The following is a 20,455-nucleotide window of genomic DNA, read 5'->3' as shown; positions in this document are numbered from 1 at the left end:
GTTCACGCTCCCCGGGCGTGCTGAATCCGCCCGGCGACATCCCGCATAACGTCTCGCGCTGACTGGCTAACGCCGCCAAGCTGAAAGAAGCCATGGATGACGCCCAGCCAGCGCTGAGCGGTACACTTCACACCCTGCTCCGTCAGATGCTGGAACAACATTTCGCCCTCATCGCAGAGCGGATCGTACTCTGCAGTAATAATGTGCACAGGCGGAAGACCGTAAAAATCATCGCGCCACAGCGGACTTGCTTCGGGGTGCTGGCGGTCGGTGTCAGCGAGGTACATTTCATACCCACTGAGCAGGGTATCGCGGGTGATGATGTAATCCGTGCCATTGAGGGCATAGCTTTCAAAACTGGCCGTGGCGTCAAGCATGGGGTAGATGAGAATGAGCTGCGCAGGTTGCCACAGCCCTTTAACCTTAAGCCGCAGCGCCGTTACCAGCGCAAGATGTCCCCCTGCGCTGTCTCCGCAAAGGGTGATCCGGTTTTTATCCACGCCCAGTTTGTCCGCATAGTGCCAGACCAGATCGGCACCTCTTTCCGCATCGTCATGTGCGGCGGGGAAAGTATGCTCCGGCGCCAGCCTGTACTGAATCGCAATCACCCGGCAGTTGCCGTAGCAGGCTAACTGACGGAGTTGGTTGTCATGGGTATCAAAGCCGCCGCTGATAAAGCATCCGCCGTGGTAGTAGATGGCAGCAGGCAATATTTCAGGTGCATTGAGAGGTGAAAATACCCGAATGGTAAGACCCTCAAGAACAAGCGTCTCCACCTGAACGCGCGTTTCGGTCTCCCCGGCAAGCCCCGTGCTGGCAATATAGCCTGCTCGTCGCACCTCAATGCTCTGACGACGTGACGAGGGCCGACCTGCAGCGATAAACCCCTGAACCAGCTGTGCAATACCCTTTTCCAGCGCCATGAAAATCCCCTTTTACTGTATGGATGAACAGTTTTATAGCCTGGTTTGATTCAAAAGAAAACAAGAATAGTGTTGAGGGCAACAATCTGGAAAGCACCTCGCAAACGGAAGGCAAACTATTGGCTGGGACTTTAACCCTACTGAGAGAAAGCGTATGTTGCCTTGAAAATAGACAATAGTGATATACTGAGGTGATATATGAGTTTACTGGCGGAGCTTAACATGGGCAGAATCCTGATCGATTTGTCGGATGACGTTATTCAACGTCTCGATAACCTCAAACAGCTGCGTAACCAACCTCGTGCCGAATTACTGCGTGAAGCAATTGAGCAGTATCTCGATCAGCAAAGCTCGTCCGTTATCCGTGATGCGCTTGGTCTTTGGGGGAACCAGCAAGAAGACGGTTTAGAGTATGAGCGCAAGCTGCGTGAGGAGTGGTAGTGATGGAACACATGGCGGTTTTTGATACCAATATCCTGATCGACCTTTTCAACAATCGCGTCGAGGCAGCAAATACGATCGAAAACACAGCATCGCACCGGTCAATCAGTCTAATCACATGGATGGAAGTCATGGTAGGGGCGCGCAAGCATGGCCACGAAGCGAAAACCGCGGCGGTAATGGGCGCATTTGAGGTTATCGATGTAACCCGAGAGATCGCAGAAAGAAGCGTCGTGCTCCGTGAGAAGCATGGCATGAAACTGCCGGATGCCATTATTTTAGCGACTGCCCAAAGCAGAAATTGCCCGTTAATCACCCGGAATACCAAAGACTTTCAGGGGATTGCCGGGGTGGTTTTACCTTATCAATTGTAGGCCGGGCAAGCACGCGCCGCCCGGCACTGTCACAGGGAATTACTCCCCTTCACCCGGGAACAGGAACGGGTTGATCGAGCTACGGGCAAAGCCCTCCTGTTCCATCTTCGCGTCCAGAATCAGCGAGGCGAGATCGTCGGCCACCGCTTCGACTTTCGGGTCTTTTTCCTGATACAGAATCTTCAGGTAAGTGCCGCAGTCGCCGCAGCTTTCGGCTTTCACCGCCGCGTCTTCATTTTCCAGCGACCAGTAGTTCAGATCGCGGGTCTGTTCGCAGTTGCTGCACTTGATGCGCACCACGTGCCACTCGGTTTCACACAGGTTGCAGTGCAGGTAGCGCAGCCCCTGCGTGGTGCCGATTTGCACCATGCTGGAGACCGGCATAGAGCCGCAGACCGGGCAGAACTGGCGCGCCTCGCCGTATTCGGCGCGCGCTTTACCCGGGATCAGGCTTGCCATTTGCGCCCAGTAAAGCGACAGCGCAGCCCAGATAAACGGCGCTTTATCGCTACTGACCAGTGAGAAGTCAGAGGCAAACAGCGCGCTCGCCATCTCTTCCAGCTCTTGTTCGGAGGCTTTTTCCAGATTTTCAATGACCGCCAGCGCGGTACCGCTCATCTCCGGCTTCAGCTCGGCAATGAGCGAATGCAGCAGCTTTTGCCAGTGCTTGTCGCGCGGCAGGACGTGAATGTCCAGCGGCGGCTTGCCCTGCGCGTTGGCTTCTTTGATGCGCGCGGTCAGATCCATTTGCAAGGGGTGGTCATACAGCACCACTTCCTGCGCGTGGGCGACCAGTGCGGCAAAACGCAGAAAATCGCCCAGCGGGTTGTTCTCTGCCAGCTCGCGCAGACGCTCTGCGCGGCGGTTGTAGAGGTTCTTGAGTCTGGGGAATAACAACGGCGGAATATAATCCGCCGTGCGTTTCTCGCTCGACCCCAGCTCATCTTGCGGGATTATGCGAATACTCATTCAGATGACTTTTCCTGTTTCTGGCGGACTTCACGGTACCAGCGCGGGTGATGCTTCTTCGCCCACGTACTGGTTACCCATCCTTCCACCATCGCGGTAATGGTGCCTTTCACCCAAAGGGCGGCGTAGATATGCACCATGATAACCACAATTAACGCCACTGCGGCAAATGAATGCAGCATCAGCGCGAATCGGATCACCGGGATTGAGAAAGCAGGCGCAAAGTACGGACGCCAGATGATCACGCCGCTCACCAGCAACAGGACCAGGAAGATAATCGCCGCCCAGAATACGCATTTCTGGCCGAAGTTATAACGCCCGGTGTCACCCACTTCCTCGTTGACGACGATCTTACGAATATTCTTCGCCCAAAAGATATCATCCCGATTGATTAGGTTATGGTGCCAGTAGCGGAAAAACATAATGATGAACGACGCGAACATGATGACGCCCACAAACGGGTGCAGGATGCGCGCCAGCTGTGGTGTCCCCATGATCTGCATCAGCCAGTTGAAGGACGGGAAGAAGAACCCCAGCCCGCTTATCGCCGCCAGCATGAAGCAGAAGGCGGTGACCCAGTGGTTGATGCGTTCCGGCGCGGTGTAGCGCACGATGGTGTCACGTTTTTTCATTTGCGCACCTCGTCTTTCTCTTCATGCAGGTTGTCGTCTTCCTCTTCCGCGCGGTTCGGACCGACGCCGACGTAGTGGAAGATGCTCGCTGCGAAGGTGGCAGCAAAGCCCACCGCTGCCAGCGGTTTCCAGATGCCTTTCCAGAACTTCACGGTAGCGCTGATTTCCGGGTTCTCCGGCAGGCCGTGATACAGATTCGGCTTGTCGGCGTGGTGCAGCACGTACATCACGTGCGTACCGCCAACCCCGGCCGGATCGTACAGGCCCGCGTTGTCGTAACCACGGGTCTTCAGCTCGCCCACGCGCTCTGCCGCCAGCGTTTTCATATCCTCTTTGGAGCCAAAGTGGATTGCGCCGGTTGGGCAGGTCTTCACGCATGCAGGCTCCTGGCCGACGGTAACGCGGTCCACGCACAGGGTGCATTTGTAGACGCGGTTGTCTTCCGGGTTCAGGCGCGGTACGTCGAACGGACAGCCCGCGATGCAGTAGCCGCAGCCGATGCACTGTTCGGACTGGAAGTCGACGATGCCGTTGGCATACTGAATGATAGCCCCTTCTGACGGACATGCCTTCAGGCAGCCCGGATCCGCACAGTGCATACAGCCGTCTTTGCGGATAAGCCATTCCAGTTTGTCGTTCTGCTCCACTTCCGAGAAACGCATCACCGTCCAGGACTTGGCGGTCAGGTCTGCCGGGTTGTCGTACACCCCGACGTTGTGACCCACTTCGTCACGCAGGTCGTTCCACTCAGAGCAGGCCACCTGACAAGCTTTACAGCCGATACAGGTCGTCACGTCGATAAGCTTCGCCACTTCCTGCTGGTGGTCCCGCGCCTGAGGCGCGGGCGTGAAACCGTTAGTCGCGGAACGACGGATAATGTCTTGAGATTGATAAGCCATAAGTCGTCTCCGTTACACCTTTTCCACGTTCACGAGGAAGGCCTTAAACTCCGGCGTCTGCGTGTTCGCATCACCGACGAACGGCGTCAGGGTGTTCGCAATGAACCCTTTCTTCGCCACGCCCTCATAACCCCAGTGAATCGGAATACCGATGGTATCCACCTGCTGACCGTGAACGTTCAGAGTGCGAATACGCTTGGTCACCACCGCCTTGGCCTTAATGTAGCCGCGGTTAGAGGAGACCTTCACGGTATCGCCATGGGCAATGCCGAGCTTGTTCGCCAGCTTCTCGCCGATCTCCACAAACTGTTCCGGCTGCGCGATGGCGTTAAGCAGCGCGTGCTTGGTCCAGTAGTGGAAGTGCTCGGTCAGACGGTAGGTGGTACCCACGTACGGGAACTTGTCTTTTTTACCCAGCGCTTCAAAGTCGCCCTTGAAGATACGGGCAGCCGGGTTAGAGACCACGTTCGGGTGCAGCGGGTTGGTGCCCAGCGGCGTCTCAAACGGCTCGTAGTGTTCCGGGAACGGACCTTCCGCCATCTTATCGATAGCGAACAGACGCCCCATCCCTTCAGGCTGCATGATAAACGGCCCAACGTCGCTGCCCGGTGCGGCAGTGCTGTAGTCCGGAATATCCACGCCGCCCCATTTCGCGCCGTCCCACTTCAGCAGCTGACGCTTCGGATCCCACGGGTTGCCCTGCGGGTCAGCGGACGCACGGTTATAGAGGATGCGGCGGTTGAGCGGCCACGCCCATGCCCAGCCCAGCGTATTGCCAAGGCCTGACGGGTCGGCGTTATCGCGGTTGGCCATCTGGTTGCCTTTCGGCGTCCAGCTACCGGCAAAGATCCAGCAGCCGCTGGAGGTGGTACCGTCATCGCGCAGGTGGGCGAAGGTACTAAGCTGATCGCCTTTCTTCGCCAGCACGGTGCCGGTGGCCGGGTCGATAACGTCCGCCAGTGCCTTACCGTTGCTCTCCATCGCCACTTCTTCTGGCGCAGGGTTTTCCGGCGTCGAGTAGTTCCAGGTCATGTTCAGGACCGGTTCCGGGTTCGCGCCGCCTTCTGCCGCGTACATCTTACGCAGGCGCAAGAAGATACCGGCCAGGATCTCGCCGTCGTTCATGGCGATGCCCGGGGCGTCAGCACCTTTCCAGTGCCACTGCAGCCAGCGTCCGGAGTTAACGATAGACCCGTTCTCTTCCGCAAAGCAGGTCGAAGGCAGACGGAACACTTCGGTCTGAATCTTCGACGGATCGACGTCGTTCGATTCGCCGTGGTTCTGCCAGAAGGTCGAGGTCTCGGTATTGAGCGGGTCAATCGTCACCAGGAACTTCAGTTTTGACAGCGACTCAACAACCTTGTTCTTGTTCGGGAACGAGGCAACCGGGTTAAAGCCCTGGCACAGATAGCCGTTCACTTTGCCCTGGTGCATCATCTCGAAATACTGCAGAACGTCGTAACCTTTGTCCCACTTCGGCAGCCAGTCAAAGCCCCAGCTGTTTTCCGCCGTCGCTTTATCCCCGAAGAACGCTTTCATCATCGAGACGAAGAACTTCGGATAGTTGCCCCAGTAGTTCACCTGGCCTTCAAGCAGCGGTTTAGGCGTGCTGGCCGTCAGGTAGGTTTGCAGGTCGGTCTGTTTCTCGCTTGGCAGGTTCATATAGCCCGGCAGGCTCTGAGACAGCAGGCCGAGGTCGGTCAGACCCTGAATGTTGGAGTGACCGCGCAGGGCGTTCACGCCGCCGCCTGCCATCCCCATGTTGCCGAGCAGAAGCTGAACCATCGCCATGGTGCGGATGTTCTGCGCGCCGATGGAGTGTTGCGTCCAGCCGAGGGCGTACAGGAACGACGCGGTTTTGTCTTTCGCGCTGGTTTCGGCGATAAGCTCGCACACCTTCAGGAAGTCCGCCTTCGGCGTCCCACAGATGTTTTCGACAACCTCCGGCGTGTAGCGGGAAACGTGCTCTTTCAGCAGGTTCCACACGCAGCGCGGGTGTTGCAACGTGGTGTCGCGCTTCGCAAAGCCTTTCTCATCCAGCTCGTAGTTCCAGCTGGTTTTGTCGTACTTGCGTTTTTCAGCGTCGTAACCGCTAAACAGGCCATCTTCGAAGTGGTAATCCTCACGCACGATCAGGCTGGCGTTGGTATAGGCTTCGGTGTATTCGCGGTTGTATTTTTCGTTGGTCATCAGGTACAGCAGTACGCCTGACAGGAAAGTGATGTCAGTACCTGAACGAATAGGGGTGTAGAAATCCGCCACTGACGCAGTACGCGTAAAGCGGGGATCGATCACAATCAGTTTCGCACCGTTGTGGATTTTGGCTTCCATCGCCCAGCGGAACCCGACCGGGTGCGCTTCAGCGGCGTTACCGCCCATCACCACAATGAGGTTGGCGTTCTTGATGTCGACCCAGTGGTTGGTCATCGCACCGCGACCAAATGTTGGAGCAAGACTTGCTACCGTTGGTCCGTGTCAGACACGCGCCTGGTTGTCGACCGCGAGCATACCGAGTGCGCGCGTAAATTTCTGGGTTAAATAACCGGTTTCGTTACTGGAAGCAGAAGCACACAGCATCCCGGTGGAGAGCCAGCGGTTGACCGTGACGCCGTCGGCGTTCTTCTCAACAAAGTTGGCATCGCGGTCTTCTTTAATCAGTTTAGCGATGCGGTCAAACGCCTCTTCCCAGCTGATTTGCTGCCATTTGTCGGAACCCGGCGCGCGATATTCAGGGAATTTCAGGCGGCTTTCGGAGTGGATAAAGTCCACCAGACCGGCCCCTTTCGGGCACAATGCGCCGCGGTTAACCGGGTGATCCGGGTCGCCTTCGATATGGAAAATAGACGCTTTGGCGTTTTTAGCACCGTCGCCGAGGCTATACATTAACAGCCCGCAACCGACAGAGCAGTACGTACAGGTATTACGGGTTTCACGGGTGCGCAGCAGTTTATACTGCCGCGTTTCCGCCAGCGCTACGCCGGGCGCAAAGCCCAGTGCCGCTGCCGTGGTGCCTGCCATACCGCCAGCGCAGATCTTAAAGAACTGCCTTCTGCTGACCTGCATGGGTCACTCCTTGTTTCGACATTGCTTACATATGTAGTTTTGACTTCGCGGTTGAAGAATGACCGCAAAGGAGAAAAATTTGCGTTAATCCCTCAATTCCACGAGGGATATCATCAGAATACCACATTGTCGGTACCGCTGTTCTAATGGCGTTAATACAAAGTGAACGTATTATCACCATGTTGATTATAAAGTGTGATATAGATCACATTAACAGCTCTGCATGTTAAAGCGATGTAGCCGGTGGTAGGTTGCACCCCTGCTAAATGAGTAGGAGAATGGTTGTCGAAAAGTTGATCCATACTATGTGTACAGCCTGTGGTTTATGCTGCAATAGCACGCTCGCTTCCGTGGTTGTTCAGGAATACCGCTGTGTCTAAACAAAACCGTGATCCCCACTCGTCACCCCTGCCTGCCGGCATTGTGGAACTGTCGGTACACCGACCGCCCCGCATAACCGATGCCACGCCCGATTTTCTGGCGGAAGAAGTGCCCGTTGCGCTCGTTTACAACGGCATCTCGCATGTGGTGATGATGGCATCTCCGAAAGATCTTGAGCTGTTCGCCATCGGTTTTTCCCTCTCGGAAGGCATCATCGAGCATCCGCAAGAGATCTACGGCATGGACGTGGTCCAGGCCTGCAACGGTCTTGAAGTGCAAATCGAACTCTCCAGCCGCCGCTTTATGGGGCTTAAGGAGCGTCGTCGCGCGCTGGCCGGGCGTACCGGCTGCGGCGTGTGCGGCGTTGAGCAGCTTAACGATATTGGCAAGCCCGTTGCGCCACTGCCGTTTACTCAGACCTTTAATCTGGCGCACCTCGACCCCGCCCTTGAGCATCTCAACGACGTACAGCCCATCGGCCAGCTGAGCGGCTGCACGCACGCGGCGGCGTGGGTATTGCCGTCGGGAGAAATTGCCGGTGGGCATGAAGACGTGGGTCGCCACGTGGCGCTGGATAAGCTGCTCGGTCGTCGTGCGCGTGAAAGTCAGGTCTGGCAGCAGGGCGCGGCGCTCGTTTCCAGCCGGGCCAGCTACGAGATGGTGCAAAAGTCCGCCATGTGCGGTGTGGAAATTTTGTTCGCGGTGTCGGCGGCGACCACGCTGGCGGTAGAGGTAGCGGAGCGCTGTAACCTGACGCTGGTGGGCTTCTGCAAGCCGGGAAGGGCGACGATTTATACCCATCCTCAGCGATTAATAGTTGATCAGTAATTTTGAATGATATTAGCAAATCCTTCCGCTTTTAGTTGTTCGCGATGAGGTCTAGTATTTATCTCATCAAGGCACGGTGCCTTACCTAAACAACTTAATGAAAGGGTTTAAATCATGAAAAGCATCAAAACTTTTGTCGCTGTAATCGCTCTGGCTGCTTCTTTCGGTTCTTTCGCTGCGCAGACTGTGACCGCAACCGCCTCTACCATTGATGGTGCAGAAGCGAAAATCGCGGCTCAGGCTCAGGAAGCGGGCGCGTCATCGTACAAAATTACCCAGGCATTCTCCGGTAACCGCGTACACATGACTGCTGAACTGAACAAATAAGCGAGTCACACCGTCGAAAGAGCGCCCCCGGGGCGCTTTTTTAGTTTATGCCCGCCACGCGCAGCAATGCCGTCACCACCGCCGCGGCCACAATCACCACGATTAACGGCATTTTCCGCCAGGCCAAAAACACCGCAAACGCCACGCCCAGCACGCGCGCCATGCCTGCGAAGTGTTCTCCCTCATAAAAGGTGGTCGCCAGCGCGACGGAGAACAGCAATACCGTTGCCGCATCTGACAGCAGCGCCTGAGAACGCTCCGACAACGCCAGCCGGTTGCCGAGTTTGGCACCGCCAAGGCGCATTAAATAGGTTCCGGCAGAAAGAATGGCGATGCCGAGAATAAAGACCGTCATGTTTTCCATTATTTTTTCCTCGCGGCAAGACCGAGTAAAGAGAGCAGCACCGGTAATCCCACCGGGGCAAACGGCACGGCGGCCAGCGATAACACAGCGCCGCTGCAGGCGCGGATCAGCGTGGTACGGTTTTTAAATGCGGGAACCACTAATGCCAGCAGAATGGCCGGAAATACCGCGTCCAGCCCGATGGTTTCCGGGTCGGGCAACAGTTTGCCCACCATGGCACCCAGCAGCGCGCCCAGCGGCCAGATGAGGGCAACGCCTAAGCCGCACAGCCAGTAGGCGGCTTTACGCTGTTCGGCGGTTTTTTGCGACAGGCCAAACACCACGCTTTCATCGTTCATGATGTGGCAGCCCAGCAGGCTCAGACCGCGCTTGCCCACCAGCTCACGCACCGTCACGCCAAACGGCACATGCCGCGCGTTAACCAGTAAACCTGCCGCCGCAGCTGCCAGCGGATTGCCGCCGCTCGCCACGATGCCGATAAACATAAATTCAGACGCGCCCGCCAGCACGGTAATGGAGAGCACAAACGGCACCCAGACCGGGAAACCGTAGGCCATCGCCAGCGAGCCGTAGGACATTCCGACCACGCCCACCGCGAGGCAGACCAGAATGATTGCTTTTATGGTGTCGCCTTTCAGACAAGAGAGATGATGCTTCATACAATTTTAGCCATATCGAACGTGTATCCATTATAATGAACGCAACGAAAATGATTTTCAAGACGAACGAATTGTTCGTTTTATAGAACGCGAGGCCGTTATATGACGCAGCCGATCAGCCTGATCGCCAAAAGTCTGGTGCGAGAACGCCTGCGAACCGGGCTTTCACTGGCGGAAATTGCCCGCCGTGCCGGGATCGCAAAATCCACGCTTTCCCAGCTGGAGTCCGGCAACGGTAACCCTAGCCTGGAAACGCTGTGGTCGCTCTGCGTGGCGCTGGATATTCCTTTCGCCCGTTTGCTTGAGCCACAGTTGCCGACCACGCAGGTGATCCGCCGTGGTGAAGGGACAAAAGTGGTGGCTGGACAGGCTAACTATGAAGCCATTTTACTGGCGGCATGCCCCCCAGGCGCGCGCCGCGATGTCTATCTTCTGATGACCCAACCGGGAGCAGACCGTATTTCACAGCCGCATCCACCGGGCTCGGTTGAACATATTATTGTGACGCAGGGGCGGGCGCTGGTCGGTCTGCTCGACGCGGCGGAAGAGCTCGGCGCAGGGGATTACATTTGTTATCCCGCCGACCAGCCGCATATCTTCAAGGCCCTGGAGCCAGACACTTACGCGCTGCTGGTGGCGGAACAAAACTAACAGAGATACGGAAACTCATGTCGCTTAAAGCCATTGCCAAAGAACTGGGGCTGTCAGTCACCACCGTCAGCCGCGCCCTCAACGGATATGACGACGTCTCCGCCGAGACGCGCGCACGCGTGGAAGCAGAGGCCCAGCGCCGTGGTTACCGACCGAACACCTTCGCCCGGCGCCTGAAGATGGGCAAAATTGACGCCGTTGGGCTGGTGTTCCCGGTCCATCCTGTTCCGCTCAATAACAGCGTATTTATGGACATGGTCGGCGAAATTAGCCACGAACTGGCGCGACATGAAATCGATTTGTTGCTGATTGCCGATGACGATCTGGCCGATAAACACAGCTACATGCGCATGGTGCAAAGCCGCCGCGTGGATGCGCTGATCGTGGCACACACGCTGGATCACGATCCCCGTCTTGAGCAGCTGCAGGCGGCCGGTTTTCCTTTCCTGGCGCTCGGGCGCAGCCATCTCCCGCAGCCGTACGCGTGGTTTGATTTCGACAACTACGCCGGTACGCATCAGGCTACCCGCTGGCTGATCGAGAAAGGCCATCAGCGTATCGCGCTACTTGGCGAAAGCAACAATCAGGCGTTTATCACCCAGCGCCGTCAGGGCTATCTGGACGCGTTGCGGGAAGCCGGGCTTTCCAGCGAATGGCTGCGCGCTATGCCGCCTTCGCGCCGCGTTGGGTATGCCACCACGAAAGAACTGCTTGCCCTGCCGCAGCCGCCCACGGCCATCATCACCGACTGCAACACCCATGGCGACGGCGCGGCGATGGCGCTGGCGCAGATGGGGCGTTTATCCGGCGACAACGCCGTCTCACTGGTGGTTTATGACGGACTACCCCAGGACAGCATCGTCGATATTGACGTGGCGTCGGTGATCCAGTCTACCCGCCAGGGCGTCGGGAAACAGATTGCCGATATGGTGCGCCAGCTGATTAACGGCGACGATATTGAACAGCTTCAGGTGCTCTGGCAGCCAGAATTCTCTCCGGGCCAGACGGCTTAAATAGCGCAAAATTTTAAACCCGATCACAGAACCGAAACGTTTTGGTTTGTATCCGAAACGTTTCGGATCAACACTCAGATCATCCCGATGACAGGAGATGTCTGATGCAAGATTCCGTTTTACGTCTCGAAACCACGACGGTAGACGTGGTGATTAAAACCCATCCATTCGCCGAAATTCTCTACTGGGGGCCTCACCTTCGGCACTTTTCGCCGCAGGATGTTGCTCTGCTCGCGCGTCCTGTTGCCAACGGCAGGCTTGACGTCGACTCCCCAGTTACGCTGATGGCCGAGCTGGGGCACGGCCTGTTTGGCTCGCCGGGCATTGAGGGGCATCGCCAGGGGCTGGACGGTTCCCCGGTGTTCAAAACCACCCAGGTGCAGCAGGGCGTAAATACCCTGACGATAACCGCCGAAGATGAGCATGCGGGACTGCGCCTGACCAGCGAGCTGGCGCTGGATGCCAGCGGCGTGCTGGTGGTTCGTCACGGTTTAACGAATCTGAAAGCGATCCCCTGGCAGGTGGACCGTTTCGCCGTCACGCTGCCGGTGGCCGAGCGCGCGCAGGAGGTGATGGCCTTCCACGGACGCTGGATCCGTGAATTCCAGCCGCACCGCGTAAAGCTTGAACACGACAGCTTCGTGATTGAAAACCGCCGGGGTAAAACCTCCCACGAGCACTTCCCGGCGCTGATTGCCGGTACGCCGTCGTTCAGCGAAATGCAGGGTGACGTCTGGGGCGTGCATCTGGGCTGGAGCGGTAATCACCGCCTGCGCGCGGAAGCGAAAACCGATGGTCGTCGCTACCTGCAGGCCGAAGCGCTCTACCTGCCGGGTGAAATGGCGGTTGAGGAGGGCGATACGCTCTGGACGCCGCGCCTGTATGCCAGCTACTCCCCGCAGGGCCTGAACGGCATGAGCCAGCCGTTCCATCGCTACCTGCGCAACAACGTCATCCGCTTCCCGGAAAACAAACCGCGCCCGGTGCACCTCAATACCTGGGAAGGGATCTACTTCAACCACGATCCGGACTACATCATGCGCATGGCCGACGAGGCTGCCGCGCTGGGCGTGGAGCGCTTCATCATTGATGATGGCTGGTTCAAAGGCCGTAATGACGACCATGCGGCGCTGGGCGACTGGTATCTGGATGAGGAAAAATACCCGAACGGCCTGACGCCAGTGATCGACCACGTCAAGCGGCTCGGCATGGAGTTTGGCATCTGGGTAGAGCCGGAGATGATCAATCCGGATTCCGATTTGTACCGCGCGCATCCTGACTGGGTACTGGCGCTGCCGGGCTATCCCCAGGCGACCGGACGACACCAGCTGGTGCTCAATCTCAACATCCCGGAGGCCTTTGATTACCTGGTGGAGCGCATGAGCTGGCTGCTGGGCGAGCATGCGGTCGACTATGTGAAGTGGGACATGAACCGCGAGCTGGTGCAGCCGGGACACAACGGTAAAGCCGCTGCCGACGCGCAGACCCGCCAGTTTTACCGCCTGCTGGACGTGCTGGGCGAGCGCTTCCCGCACATTGAGTTTGAATCGTGCTCCTCCGGCGGTGGGCGCATTGATTATGAGGTACTGACCCGCAGCCACCGCTTCTGGGCGTCTGACAACAACGACGCGCTGGAGCGCAGCACCATCCAGCGCGGCATGAGCTACTTCTTCCCGCCGGAGGTGATGGGCGCGCATATCGGTCATCATAAATGTCACGCCACCTTCCGCCAGCATAGCATCCAGTTTCGCGGCTTGACGGCCCTGTTTGGCCATATGGGGCTGGAGCTGGATCCGCTCACCGTGGACGCGCAGGAGCGCGAAGGCTATCGCCATTACGCCGCGCTGCACAAGCAGTGGCGAGAGGTGATCCACCATGGTACCCAGTGGCGTATTGATATGCCGGATGCCACCACGCTGGCGCAGGGGATGGTGAGCGAAGATAAGGCGCAGGGGCTGTTTATGGTCAGCCAGCTCGCGATGCCGGATTACAGCCTGATGATGCCGCTGCGCATGGCGGGGCTGGAGGCTAGCGCGCGGTACCGCGTCATGCTGCTCGATCACCCGAATATTCAGATTACGGGCGAGGGAGGGCACACCATGCGCAAGCTGCCAGCGTGGATGGAAACGCCGCAAACGGTGAGCGGCGAGTGGCTGATGCAGGCGGGCATTGCGCTGCCGATTCTGGATCCGGAAACCGCCGTTCTGATTGGCGTTGAACGCGTGTAAAGGTGACGGGCCGGGCAGCCGGCCCTCCGTTGAGGATAAAAATAATGAACACAACAACCTGTACCCACAAAGACAACCCTAACTTCTGGATCTTCGGGCTGTTCTTCTTTCTCTACTTCTTCATCATGGCCACCTGCTTTCCGTTCCTGCCGATTTGGCTGTCGGACATCATCGGCCTGAATAAAACCCATACCGGGATTGTCTTCTCCTGCATCTCGCTGTCGGCCATCGCGTTCCAGCCGCTACTGGGCGTTATTTCGGACAAGCTGGGGCTGAAAAAACACCTTCTGTGGATCATCGCGGTGCTGCTGGTTCTGTTCGCACCGTTCTTCCTGTACGTCTTCGCGCCGCTGCTGAAAGCCAATATCTGGCTGGGCGCGCTGAGCGGCGGGCTGTATATCGGTTTTGTATTTTCGGCCGGATCGGGGGCGATTGAGGCCTACATCGAACGCGTGAGCCGCAACAGCTTCTTTGAATACGGCAAGGCGCGGATGTTTGGCTGTCTCGGCTGGGGCTTGTGCGCCTCCACGGGCGGCATCCTGTTCGGCATCGATCCGTCGTATGTTTTCTGGATGGGATCGGGAGCGGCATTGCTGCTGATGCTGCTGCTGGTGGTCGCGAAGCCGAAGCCCAACCAGACGGCGCAGGTCATGGATGCCCTGGGCGCGAACCAGCCGCAAATCACCGCAAAAACCGTGTTCAACCTGTTCCGCCAGCGCAGAATGTGGATGTTTATCCTCTACGTGATTGGCGTGGCCTGCGTGTATGACGTTTTCGATCAGCAGTTTGCCACCTTCTTTAAAACCTTCTTCGCCACGCCGCAGGAGGGGACCCGCGCCTTTGGTTTCGCAACGACTGCCGGGGAGATTTGTAATGCCATCATTATGTTCTGTTCGCCGTGGATCATTAACCGCATCGGCGCGAAGAACACGCTGCTGATCGCCGGGGTGATTATGGCGACGCGCATTATCGGCTCGTCGTTCGCCACCACTGCCGTGGAGGTGATTGCCCTCAAGATGCTGCACGCACTGGAAGTCCCGTTCCTGCTGGTGGGCGCCTTCAAGTACATCACCGGGGTGTTTGATACCCGACTGTCGGCGACTATCTATCTGATCGGCTTCCAGTTTGCCAAACAGTCGGCGGCGATTATTCTCTCCGCTTTTGCCGGGAATATGTATGACCGGATCGGCTTCCAGGAGACGTATCTGATGCTGGGCTGTTTCGTGCTGGCGATTACGGTGGTGTCGGCGTTTACGCTGAGCAGCAGGCAGGAGATTGCCGCCGCCTCGGGGGCGGCAGCGCTAACACATCAGTCCAGGTAAAAGACCTCTTTAAGTTCCGCACTCACCGGGCTGTTATCCGGGTTCGACGGCATGACGTCGCCCATATGTTTCCACCAGCGCTGGCAGACGTCGGTATTCGCTACCGCGTTCCAGCGCTCCTCCGATTCAATCTCCACGGTCGCAAACAGCAGGTTACGGGCTTTGTCGAGATAAATGGCGTAGTGGTGAGCGCCGTGGTCTTTCAGCACCGCTTCAAGCTCGGGCCAAATTGGATTGTGGCGACGCGCGTACTCCTCGTGCGCGTCCGGGTTCACCTGCATCACAAACGCTTTGCGGATCATAATGCCTCCAGATAGAGCTCGCGGACTTCATCGCGGCTGGCGGTGCGCGGATTGCATGGCGCACACGGATCCGCGAGGGCTTTATCCAGCCAGCCTTCGATATCGGCTTTAGTGACGCCGAGCTGGCTGAAGCCCGCAGGAATGCCGACGCGAGCGCTCAGGTCGCGAATCGCCTGAATGGCGGACATGCTGGCGGCTTCATCGCTCATGCCGCGGGTATCGACGCCCATCGCCTGCGCCACCCGGGCGAAGCGGGTGATGGCGTTCGGGCGGTTAAAGCTTTCGACGATCGGCAGCAGAATGGCGTTGCACACGCCGTGCGGCAGGTTATGCGTCGCGCCCGGCTGGTGTGCCAGAGCGTGTACCAGACCCAGACCCGCACTGTTAAACGCCATGCCCGCCAGATACTGGCCAAACGCCATCTGCTCGCGCGCCTCAAGGTTATGACCGTTATCAACCGCCTCCGGCAGCCTCAGGTTGATCAGGCGAATCGCCTCCAGCGCGTTGGCATCGGTCAGCGGGTGCGCGCCAACGGACACATAGGCTTCAATGGCGTGGGTTAATGCGTCCATACCGGTTGCGGCGGTCACGGAGGCCGGAATATCCAGCATGACGCTGGCATCGTCCACGGCGATATCCGGGATGATGTTCGGGTCGATGATCACCTCTTTCACCTGACGCGCGGAGTCGATGATCACCGCATTACTGGTCATCTCCGCCGCCGTTCCTGCGGTGGTGTTGATCGCTACCAGCGGTACCCCCGCATTTTTCACCTTGCCGACGCCGGAATAATCGGTTGACGGGCCGGGGTTAGCGGTGAGGATTTTAATCGCCTTGGCGGTATCAATCGGGCTGCCGCCGCCAAAGGCAATGACGTAATGACACTCCGCGTCCCGGTAAGCCGAAAATCCTTTTTGCACCAGCGCTTCTGTTGGGTTCGGGAACACCTCATCGAACAGGTGATACGACATCTGATGGGCGTCCAGCGCGGTAAACAGGCTGTCGAGCAGGCCCAGCTTCACCAGCTGGCCGTCGGTGACAATCAGCGCTTTTCCCCACTGCTTGTTCGCTACCAGATTGACCATATCGCCGATTGCGCCCGCGCCGTGAAGGCTGATTTTTGGAAGCGCCAACATAAAGCTCATGATAATTCTCCTTAACGATCAACGTTTGTCCTGCAAAGGCGTTATGCGTATAAATCCAGCGCGGATTGCAGCGGGCTCACGCCAAAGCGCTTGCCGAGGGCGATGAGCGCTTCCCGGGGAATGGTCTGCTTCATGCCGCCCATGGCGTACACTTTCACCAGCACTTCCGCTGATTTCTCGGCGGTGTCGATCAGGCCAAAGGTTTCATCCAGCGTTGGACCGCTGCCGAACACGCCGTGGAACGGCCATAGCACCAGAGAATGTTTTTGCATATCAACGGCGGTTGCCTGGCCGATTTCGTCGGTACCCGGTACCATCCACGGCAGAATGCCCACGCCATCCGGGAACACCACCAGACACTCGGTACTGCCTTCCCAGAGCTTGCGGGTGATGACATCGGCGCTGTTTTCCAGCACGTAGGTCAGGGCGATCAGGTTCGTGGCGTGGCAGTGCATGATCACGCGGTCCTTGCCATTGGTCGCTTTGATGCGCTCGCAGTGGGAGAGGAAGTGCGCCGGCAGTTCGGAGGTGGGCACCGCTTCATCCGTGAGCCCCCACAGAATGTGGTAACCCGCGCCGTCGCTGTCCACTTTCACCACGCCGAGGTTGGCCTCCGGGTCGAGCTGGACGTTACGGAAAAACTTGCCGGAACCGGTGACGATAAACGGCGTGTTGGCGAGCAGCGGCATCGGCTGGCTCAGCGCGATATAGCGCGGCTTCGCGTGGAAATCGGCCGCGAAAGGTTCGATATCCGCGTCGTCCAGGCGCAGCGTCAGGTTGCCGCCGTTGCGCTCGTCCCAGCCTTTCAGCCAGGCGTCGGAGGTGGCTTTGATCATGCCCTGGACGAACCAGGAGTGGGTGATAGTCTGCATACTGTGGTTCCTTTGAAAATGCCGGGTGGCGCTACGCTTACCCGGCCTACTCTTACCCGTAGACCCGGCAGGCAACGTGCTGCCGGGCGATGTTTTTACTGACGAGCGGCGAGAACGTCTTTCTCATATGCCCGCACGTTGTTCAGCCACTGGCTGCCCGCCGGGGCATCGTTACGCTGGCAGTACATCTCCCACACTGCCTGCCACGGCAGGGATTTCTGCTCTTCCAGCAGCGCCAGACGTGCGGTGTAGTCACCGTTAGCCTCCAGCTGTTTCAGCGTGGCGACAGGCTCCAGCAACGCGCGCAGCAGGGCTTTCTTCATATTGCGGGTGCCGATAACCCACGCCGCGATGCGGTTGATTGAGGCATCGAAGAAGTCGAGGCCGATGTGTACGCGGTCAAAGAGGTCGTGGCGGATGATTTCGCTGGCAATCGCCTGGGTTTCGTCATCCAGCAGCACCACGTGGTCGCTGTCCCAGCGCACCGGACGGCTGACGTGCAGCAGCAGACGCGGCACGTAGAGCATGGCGGCGGAGATTTTGTCGGAGATCACCTCGGTCGGGTGGAAGTGGCCAGCATCCAGACACAGCGCGGTCTGGCGGCTGGTGGCGTAACCCATATAGAACTCGTTCGAGCCCACGGTATAGCTCTCGGCGCCTATACCGAACAGCTTGCTCTCGACGGCGTCGATGTGGTGCGCCGGGTCCAGCTTCTCGCTGAGAGCCTCATCCAGCGCGGCCAGCAGGCGCTGGCGCGGAGCCAGACGATCGACGGTGATATCCTTCATGCCGTCCGGGATCCAGATGTTCATCACCGATGGCGTGCCGAGCTGCTCGCCGAAATACGCCGAAACGCGGCGGCTGGCCTTCACGTGATCGATCCAGAACTGGCGGATGTCGTTGTCCGCGTGGGCGAGAGTAAAACCGTCCGCACTCAGCGGATGTGAGAAGCAGGACGGGTTAAAGTCCAGGCCCAGCCTGTTGGTTTTGGCCCACTCTACCCAGTTCTTAAAGTGTTCCGGTTTGATTTCGTTGCGCGCCACCGGCTCATCGGATTCGAGATAGATTGCATGCAGATTTAGGCGCTTTGGCCCCGGGATCAGGCTCAGCGCCAGTTCAAGGTCGGCGCGCAGTTCGGTCGCGTTGCGCGCTTTGCCAGGATAGTTACCCGTGGCCTGAATACCCCCCGTCAGGGAACCGGCTGGGTTCTCGAAGCCAGCGACGTCATCGCCCTGCCAGCAGTGCATGGAGACGGGCAGACGGTCGAGCTGGCGCAGCGCCTCTTCGACATCCACGCCGACGGTGGCGAAACGCTGTTTAGCCAGATCCCAGGCTTGTTCTAATTGAGTTGTCATGCACAAAGCTCCTTAGTCAGTCGGTTTTGCTGAAACTGCGCGCGAAAGCGAGCAATTTCATGGCAGGGATTGGGTGTGAAGGTGGTCAGACTGGCGTTCGCCGTCACCACCGAACGGAAGTCGTCAACGTTGGAAAGTTCGTCCAGAGTCATCAGCTGAATGCCGATATTGCCGAGCGTGGAGGCCTCCACGGGACCTGCCACCACGGTGATGCCGCAGGCATCGGCGCAGAGCTGGTTCAGCAGCTGGTTCTGGCAGCCTCCGCCCACGATATGCAGCTGGCTGAAGGGTTTTCCGCGAAGGCTCGCCAGCTCGCTGAGGATGTCGGCATACAGCAGGGCGAGGCTGTCAAAAATGCAGCGCGCCAGTTGGGGAGGGCTGGACGGCACCGGCTGCCCGACCTCGACGCAGGCGGCCTGAATTTCGGCGCTCATGTGCGCCGGATTGATAAAGCGCTCATCGTTCGGGTTGATCAGGAACGTGCAGGCCTTCAGCTTCTCGGTTTCGGCGATAAGCGCAGGCAGGTCGGTAATGTTCTGCTCTTTCAGTACCCGCTGGAGCAGCCACAGCCCCATGATGTTTTTCAGTACGCGGTAGCGGCCTTCGGCACCCCCTTCGTTGGTAATGTTTGCGGCCATGGCAGCATCGCTGGCGTACGGGGTTTTGCTCTCAAAGCCCATCAGCGACCAGGTACCGGAAGAGAGGTAAGCCGCGTCTTTGCTCGCAAGTGGGGAAGCAATCACCGCGCTGGCGGTATCGTGGCTGGCGACGGCAACGACAGGAATTGCGTTCCCCTGTGGGCAAATCCAGTGACCGATCACATTACCCGGGTGGGTTGGTGTACCGAACCAGGAAGGCGACGCTCCCGTCCAGGCCAGCAGATGTTCATCCCAGTTATCCGAGTTGATGTTGACCAACTGCGTGGTGGTGGCGTTGGTATATTCCCAGTTCATGTTGCCGGTCAGGCGATAGCTCAGGTAGTCCGGGATCAGCAGCGCATGGGCCACGTCCGCCACCAGCTCTGGCTGTTGCTCGACCAAAGCACGCAGCTGATAAAGCGTGTTAAACGGCAGAAACTGAATGCCGCTGCGTCTGTAGATGTTGTCCTTACCAAGCTGGGCGATAGCGTGCGCCATCAGGCCGTCGGTGCGGTTGTCGCGATAAGAAACCGGCAAGCCGACGCGTTCGCCATGGCGATCAAGCAGAACGTAGTCCACGCCCCAGGTATCAATGCCGATGCTGTCGATGCGAATACCATCGTTGCAGACGTTGTTCAGTCCGATACGGATCTCCGCCTCCAGGGCATCGATATCCCAGGCCACAAAACCTTCCTGTTTTTGCAGGCAGTTGGCGAAACGGTGCATTTCGCGAAGCGCAAGCGTGTGCTGCTCACGGTCCCAGCTCGCGAGCATTACGCGCCCGCTGGATGCGCCTAAATCGACAGCCACACAATGGCGAAAAGTCATAGTCGGGTCCTTTCTTAAGTCATTAGCGGTGAGTGTAAAAAAGGGAAGAAAAAGTCACCTTCTCACCACTGACAGGCCAAATCTCGCGCTGGCAAGAAAGCAAAGGTGAATGTGAGGGAGTTCACAGTTTCCAGTGGTAGCGGGATTTTCAGGCAGTGTGACGCTGACCGCATTTCCCGATCTTTCCCCCTGTTTCTTGAAAAATGGACAGCTTTTGCGAGGTTTACTGCCAAAAATTGAA

At 58.0% G+C, this 20,455-nt stretch carries 20 protein-coding genes; 8 read left to right on the top strand and 12 right to left on the bottom strand.

Annotated elements, in window-relative coordinates; genetic code table 11:
* Positions 1 to 2 precede the first annotated feature (2 nt).
* The gene (locus tag LJA86_RS21465) at positions 3 to 923 is read right to left on the bottom strand and encodes an alpha/beta hydrolase (protein WP_229226704.1); all 921 of its coding nucleotides are present in this window, start codon (positions 921 to 923) and stop codon (positions 3 to 5) included.
* 198 nt (positions 924 to 1,121) lie between these two features.
* On the opposite strand from LJA86_RS21465, the gene LJA86_RS21460 reads away from it, so the two are divergent.
* Positions 1,122 to 1,364: a ribbon-helix-helix protein, CopG family gene (locus tag LJA86_RS21460; RefSeq protein WP_045909092.1), complete on the top strand. Its 243-nt coding sequence runs from the start codon at positions 1,122 to 1,124 to the stop codon at positions 1,362 to 1,364.
* 2 nt (positions 1,365 to 1,366) lie between these two features.
* Complete coding sequence (locus LJA86_RS21455; protein WP_080347348.1) at positions 1,367 to 1,738, top strand: type II toxin-antitoxin system VapC family toxin; 372 nt, start codon at positions 1,367 to 1,369, stop codon at positions 1,736 to 1,738.
* 39 nt (positions 1,739 to 1,777) lie between these two features.
* On the opposite strand, the gene fdhE is transcribed toward LJA86_RS21455, so the two are convergent.
* Genes fdhE through fdnG form a run of 4 tightly spaced genes read right to left on the bottom strand, consistent with a single transcriptional unit; the run spans position 1,778 to position 7,301 of the window.
* The gene (fdhE, locus tag LJA86_RS21450; RefSeq protein WP_008501833.1) at positions 1,778 to 2,707 is read right to left on the bottom strand and encodes a formate dehydrogenase accessory protein FdhE; all 930 of its coding nucleotides are present in this window, start codon (positions 2,705 to 2,707) and stop codon (positions 1,778 to 1,780) included.
* Entirely contained in the window at positions 2,704 to 3,339 is a 636-nt protein-coding gene (fdoI, locus tag LJA86_RS21445; RefSeq protein ID WP_014172232.1) for a formate dehydrogenase cytochrome b556 subunit, read from the bottom strand. The genes fdhE and fdoI overlap by 4 nt, the downstream gene beginning before the upstream one ends.
* Positions 3,336 to 4,238: a formate dehydrogenase subunit beta gene (gene fdxH / locus LJA86_RS21440; protein ID WP_008501831.1), complete on the bottom strand. Its 903-nt coding sequence runs from the start codon at positions 4,236 to 4,238 to the stop codon at positions 3,336 to 3,338. The genes fdoI and fdxH overlap by 4 nt, the downstream gene beginning before the upstream one ends.
* Before the next feature lie 12 nt (positions 4,239 to 4,250).
* On the bottom strand, positions 4,251 to 7,301 hold the full coding sequence (fdnG, locus tag LJA86_RS21435) for a formate dehydrogenase-N subunit alpha (protein WP_086374971.1): 3,051 nt from the start codon (positions 7,299 to 7,301) through the stop codon (positions 4,251 to 4,253).
* A 372-nt stretch (positions 7,302 to 7,673) separates the two neighbouring features.
* Here fdnG and fdhD point away from each other — a divergent pair, with 372 nt between their 5' ends.
* Both fdhD and LJA86_RS21425 read left to right on the top strand, forming a co-directional pair.
* On the top strand, positions 7,674 to 8,510 hold the full coding sequence (gene fdhD / locus LJA86_RS21430) for a formate dehydrogenase accessory sulfurtransferase FdhD (protein WP_045909097.1): 837 nt from the start codon (positions 7,674 to 7,676) through the stop codon (positions 8,508 to 8,510).
* A gap of 114 nt (positions 8,511 to 8,624) precedes the next feature.
* Positions 8,625 to 8,837 carry a DUF1471 domain-containing protein gene (locus LJA86_RS21425; protein WP_021242795.1) on the top strand — a complete coding sequence of 71 codons (213 nt, stop codon included), beginning with the start codon at positions 8,625 to 8,627 and terminating at the stop codon, positions 8,835 to 8,837.
* A 40-nt stretch (positions 8,838 to 8,877) separates the two neighbouring features.
* Here LJA86_RS21425 and LJA86_RS21420 read toward each other — a convergent pair whose 3' ends face one another.
* Both LJA86_RS21420 and LJA86_RS21415 read right to left on the bottom strand, forming a co-directional pair.
* Entirely contained in the window at positions 8,878 to 9,201 is a 324-nt protein-coding gene (locus LJA86_RS21420; protein ID WP_008501826.1) for an AzlD domain-containing protein, read from the bottom strand.
* A complete protein-coding gene (locus LJA86_RS21415; RefSeq protein WP_223539708.1) occupies positions 9,201 to 9,860 on the bottom strand; it encodes an AzlC family ABC transporter permease in 660 nt (219 codons plus the stop codon). The genes LJA86_RS21420 and LJA86_RS21415 overlap by 1 nt, the downstream gene beginning before the upstream one ends.
* A gap of 102 nt (positions 9,861 to 9,962) precedes the next feature.
* Here LJA86_RS21415 and LJA86_RS21410 point away from each other — a divergent pair, with 102 nt between their 5' ends.
* From LJA86_RS21410 to LJA86_RS21395, 4 genes are all read left to right on the top strand, one after another.
* On the top strand, positions 9,963 to 10,511 hold the full coding sequence (locus LJA86_RS21410) for a helix-turn-helix domain-containing protein (protein ID WP_023309744.1): 549 nt from the start codon (positions 9,963 to 9,965) through the stop codon (positions 10,509 to 10,511).
* Between the two features lie 17 nt (positions 10,512 to 10,528).
* Positions 10,529 to 11,524 carry a LacI family DNA-binding transcriptional regulator gene (locus tag LJA86_RS21405; RefSeq protein ID WP_048226829.1) on the top strand — a complete coding sequence of 332 codons (996 nt, stop codon included), beginning with the start codon at positions 10,529 to 10,531 and terminating at the stop codon, positions 11,522 to 11,524.
* A 104-nt stretch (positions 11,525 to 11,628) separates the two neighbouring features.
* Complete coding sequence (locus LJA86_RS21400; protein WP_229226703.1) at positions 11,629 to 13,752, top strand: alpha-galactosidase; 2,124 nt, start codon at positions 11,629 to 11,631, stop codon at positions 13,750 to 13,752.
* A gap of 44 nt (positions 13,753 to 13,796) precedes the next feature.
* On the top strand, positions 13,797 to 15,074 hold the full coding sequence (locus LJA86_RS21395) for an MFS transporter (protein WP_229226702.1): 1,278 nt from the start codon (positions 13,797 to 13,799) through the stop codon (positions 15,072 to 15,074).
* Here LJA86_RS21395 and rhaM read toward each other — a convergent pair.
* From rhaM to rhaB, 5 genes are all read right to left on the bottom strand, one after another.
* A complete protein-coding gene (gene rhaM / locus LJA86_RS21390) occupies positions 15,062 to 15,376 on the bottom strand; it encodes an L-rhamnose mutarotase (RefSeq protein WP_069719780.1) in 315 nt (104 codons plus the stop codon). The two genes, LJA86_RS21395 and rhaM, sit on opposite strands and share 13 nt — an antisense overlap.
* The gene (gene fucO, locus LJA86_RS21385) at positions 15,373 to 16,521 is read right to left on the bottom strand and encodes a lactaldehyde reductase (RefSeq protein ID WP_229226701.1); all 1,149 of its coding nucleotides are present in this window, start codon (positions 16,519 to 16,521) and stop codon (positions 15,373 to 15,375) included. The genes rhaM and fucO overlap by 4 nt, the downstream gene beginning before the upstream one ends.
* A gap of 41 nt (positions 16,522 to 16,562) precedes the next feature.
* Complete coding sequence (rhaD, locus tag LJA86_RS21380) at positions 16,563 to 17,393, bottom strand: rhamnulose-1-phosphate aldolase (RefSeq protein WP_048028382.1); 831 nt, start codon at positions 17,391 to 17,393, stop codon at positions 16,563 to 16,565.
* Positions 17,394 to 17,488: 95 nt separating this feature from the next.
* On the bottom strand, positions 17,489 to 18,748 hold the full coding sequence (gene rhaA, locus LJA86_RS21375; RefSeq protein ID WP_229226700.1) for an L-rhamnose isomerase: 1,260 nt from the start codon (positions 18,746 to 18,748) through the stop codon (positions 17,489 to 17,491).
* Entirely contained in the window at positions 18,745 to 20,214 is a 1,470-nt protein-coding gene (gene rhaB / locus LJA86_RS21370) for a rhamnulokinase (protein ID WP_229226699.1), read from the bottom strand. The genes rhaA and rhaB overlap by 4 nt, the downstream gene beginning before the upstream one ends.
* Between the last annotated feature and the right edge of the window lie 241 nt (positions 20,215 to 20,455).

Origin of the sequence: Enterobacter sp. TCD1-1 (genome assembly GCF_020567405.1) — a bacterium.
Classification (GTDB): Bacteria; Pseudomonadota; Gammaproteobacteria; order Enterobacterales; family Enterobacteriaceae; genus Enterobacter; species Enterobacter quasiroggenkampii.
Note: the sequence above shows the minus strand (reverse complement) of the source record. Positions and strands in the feature narration are given on the sequence as shown.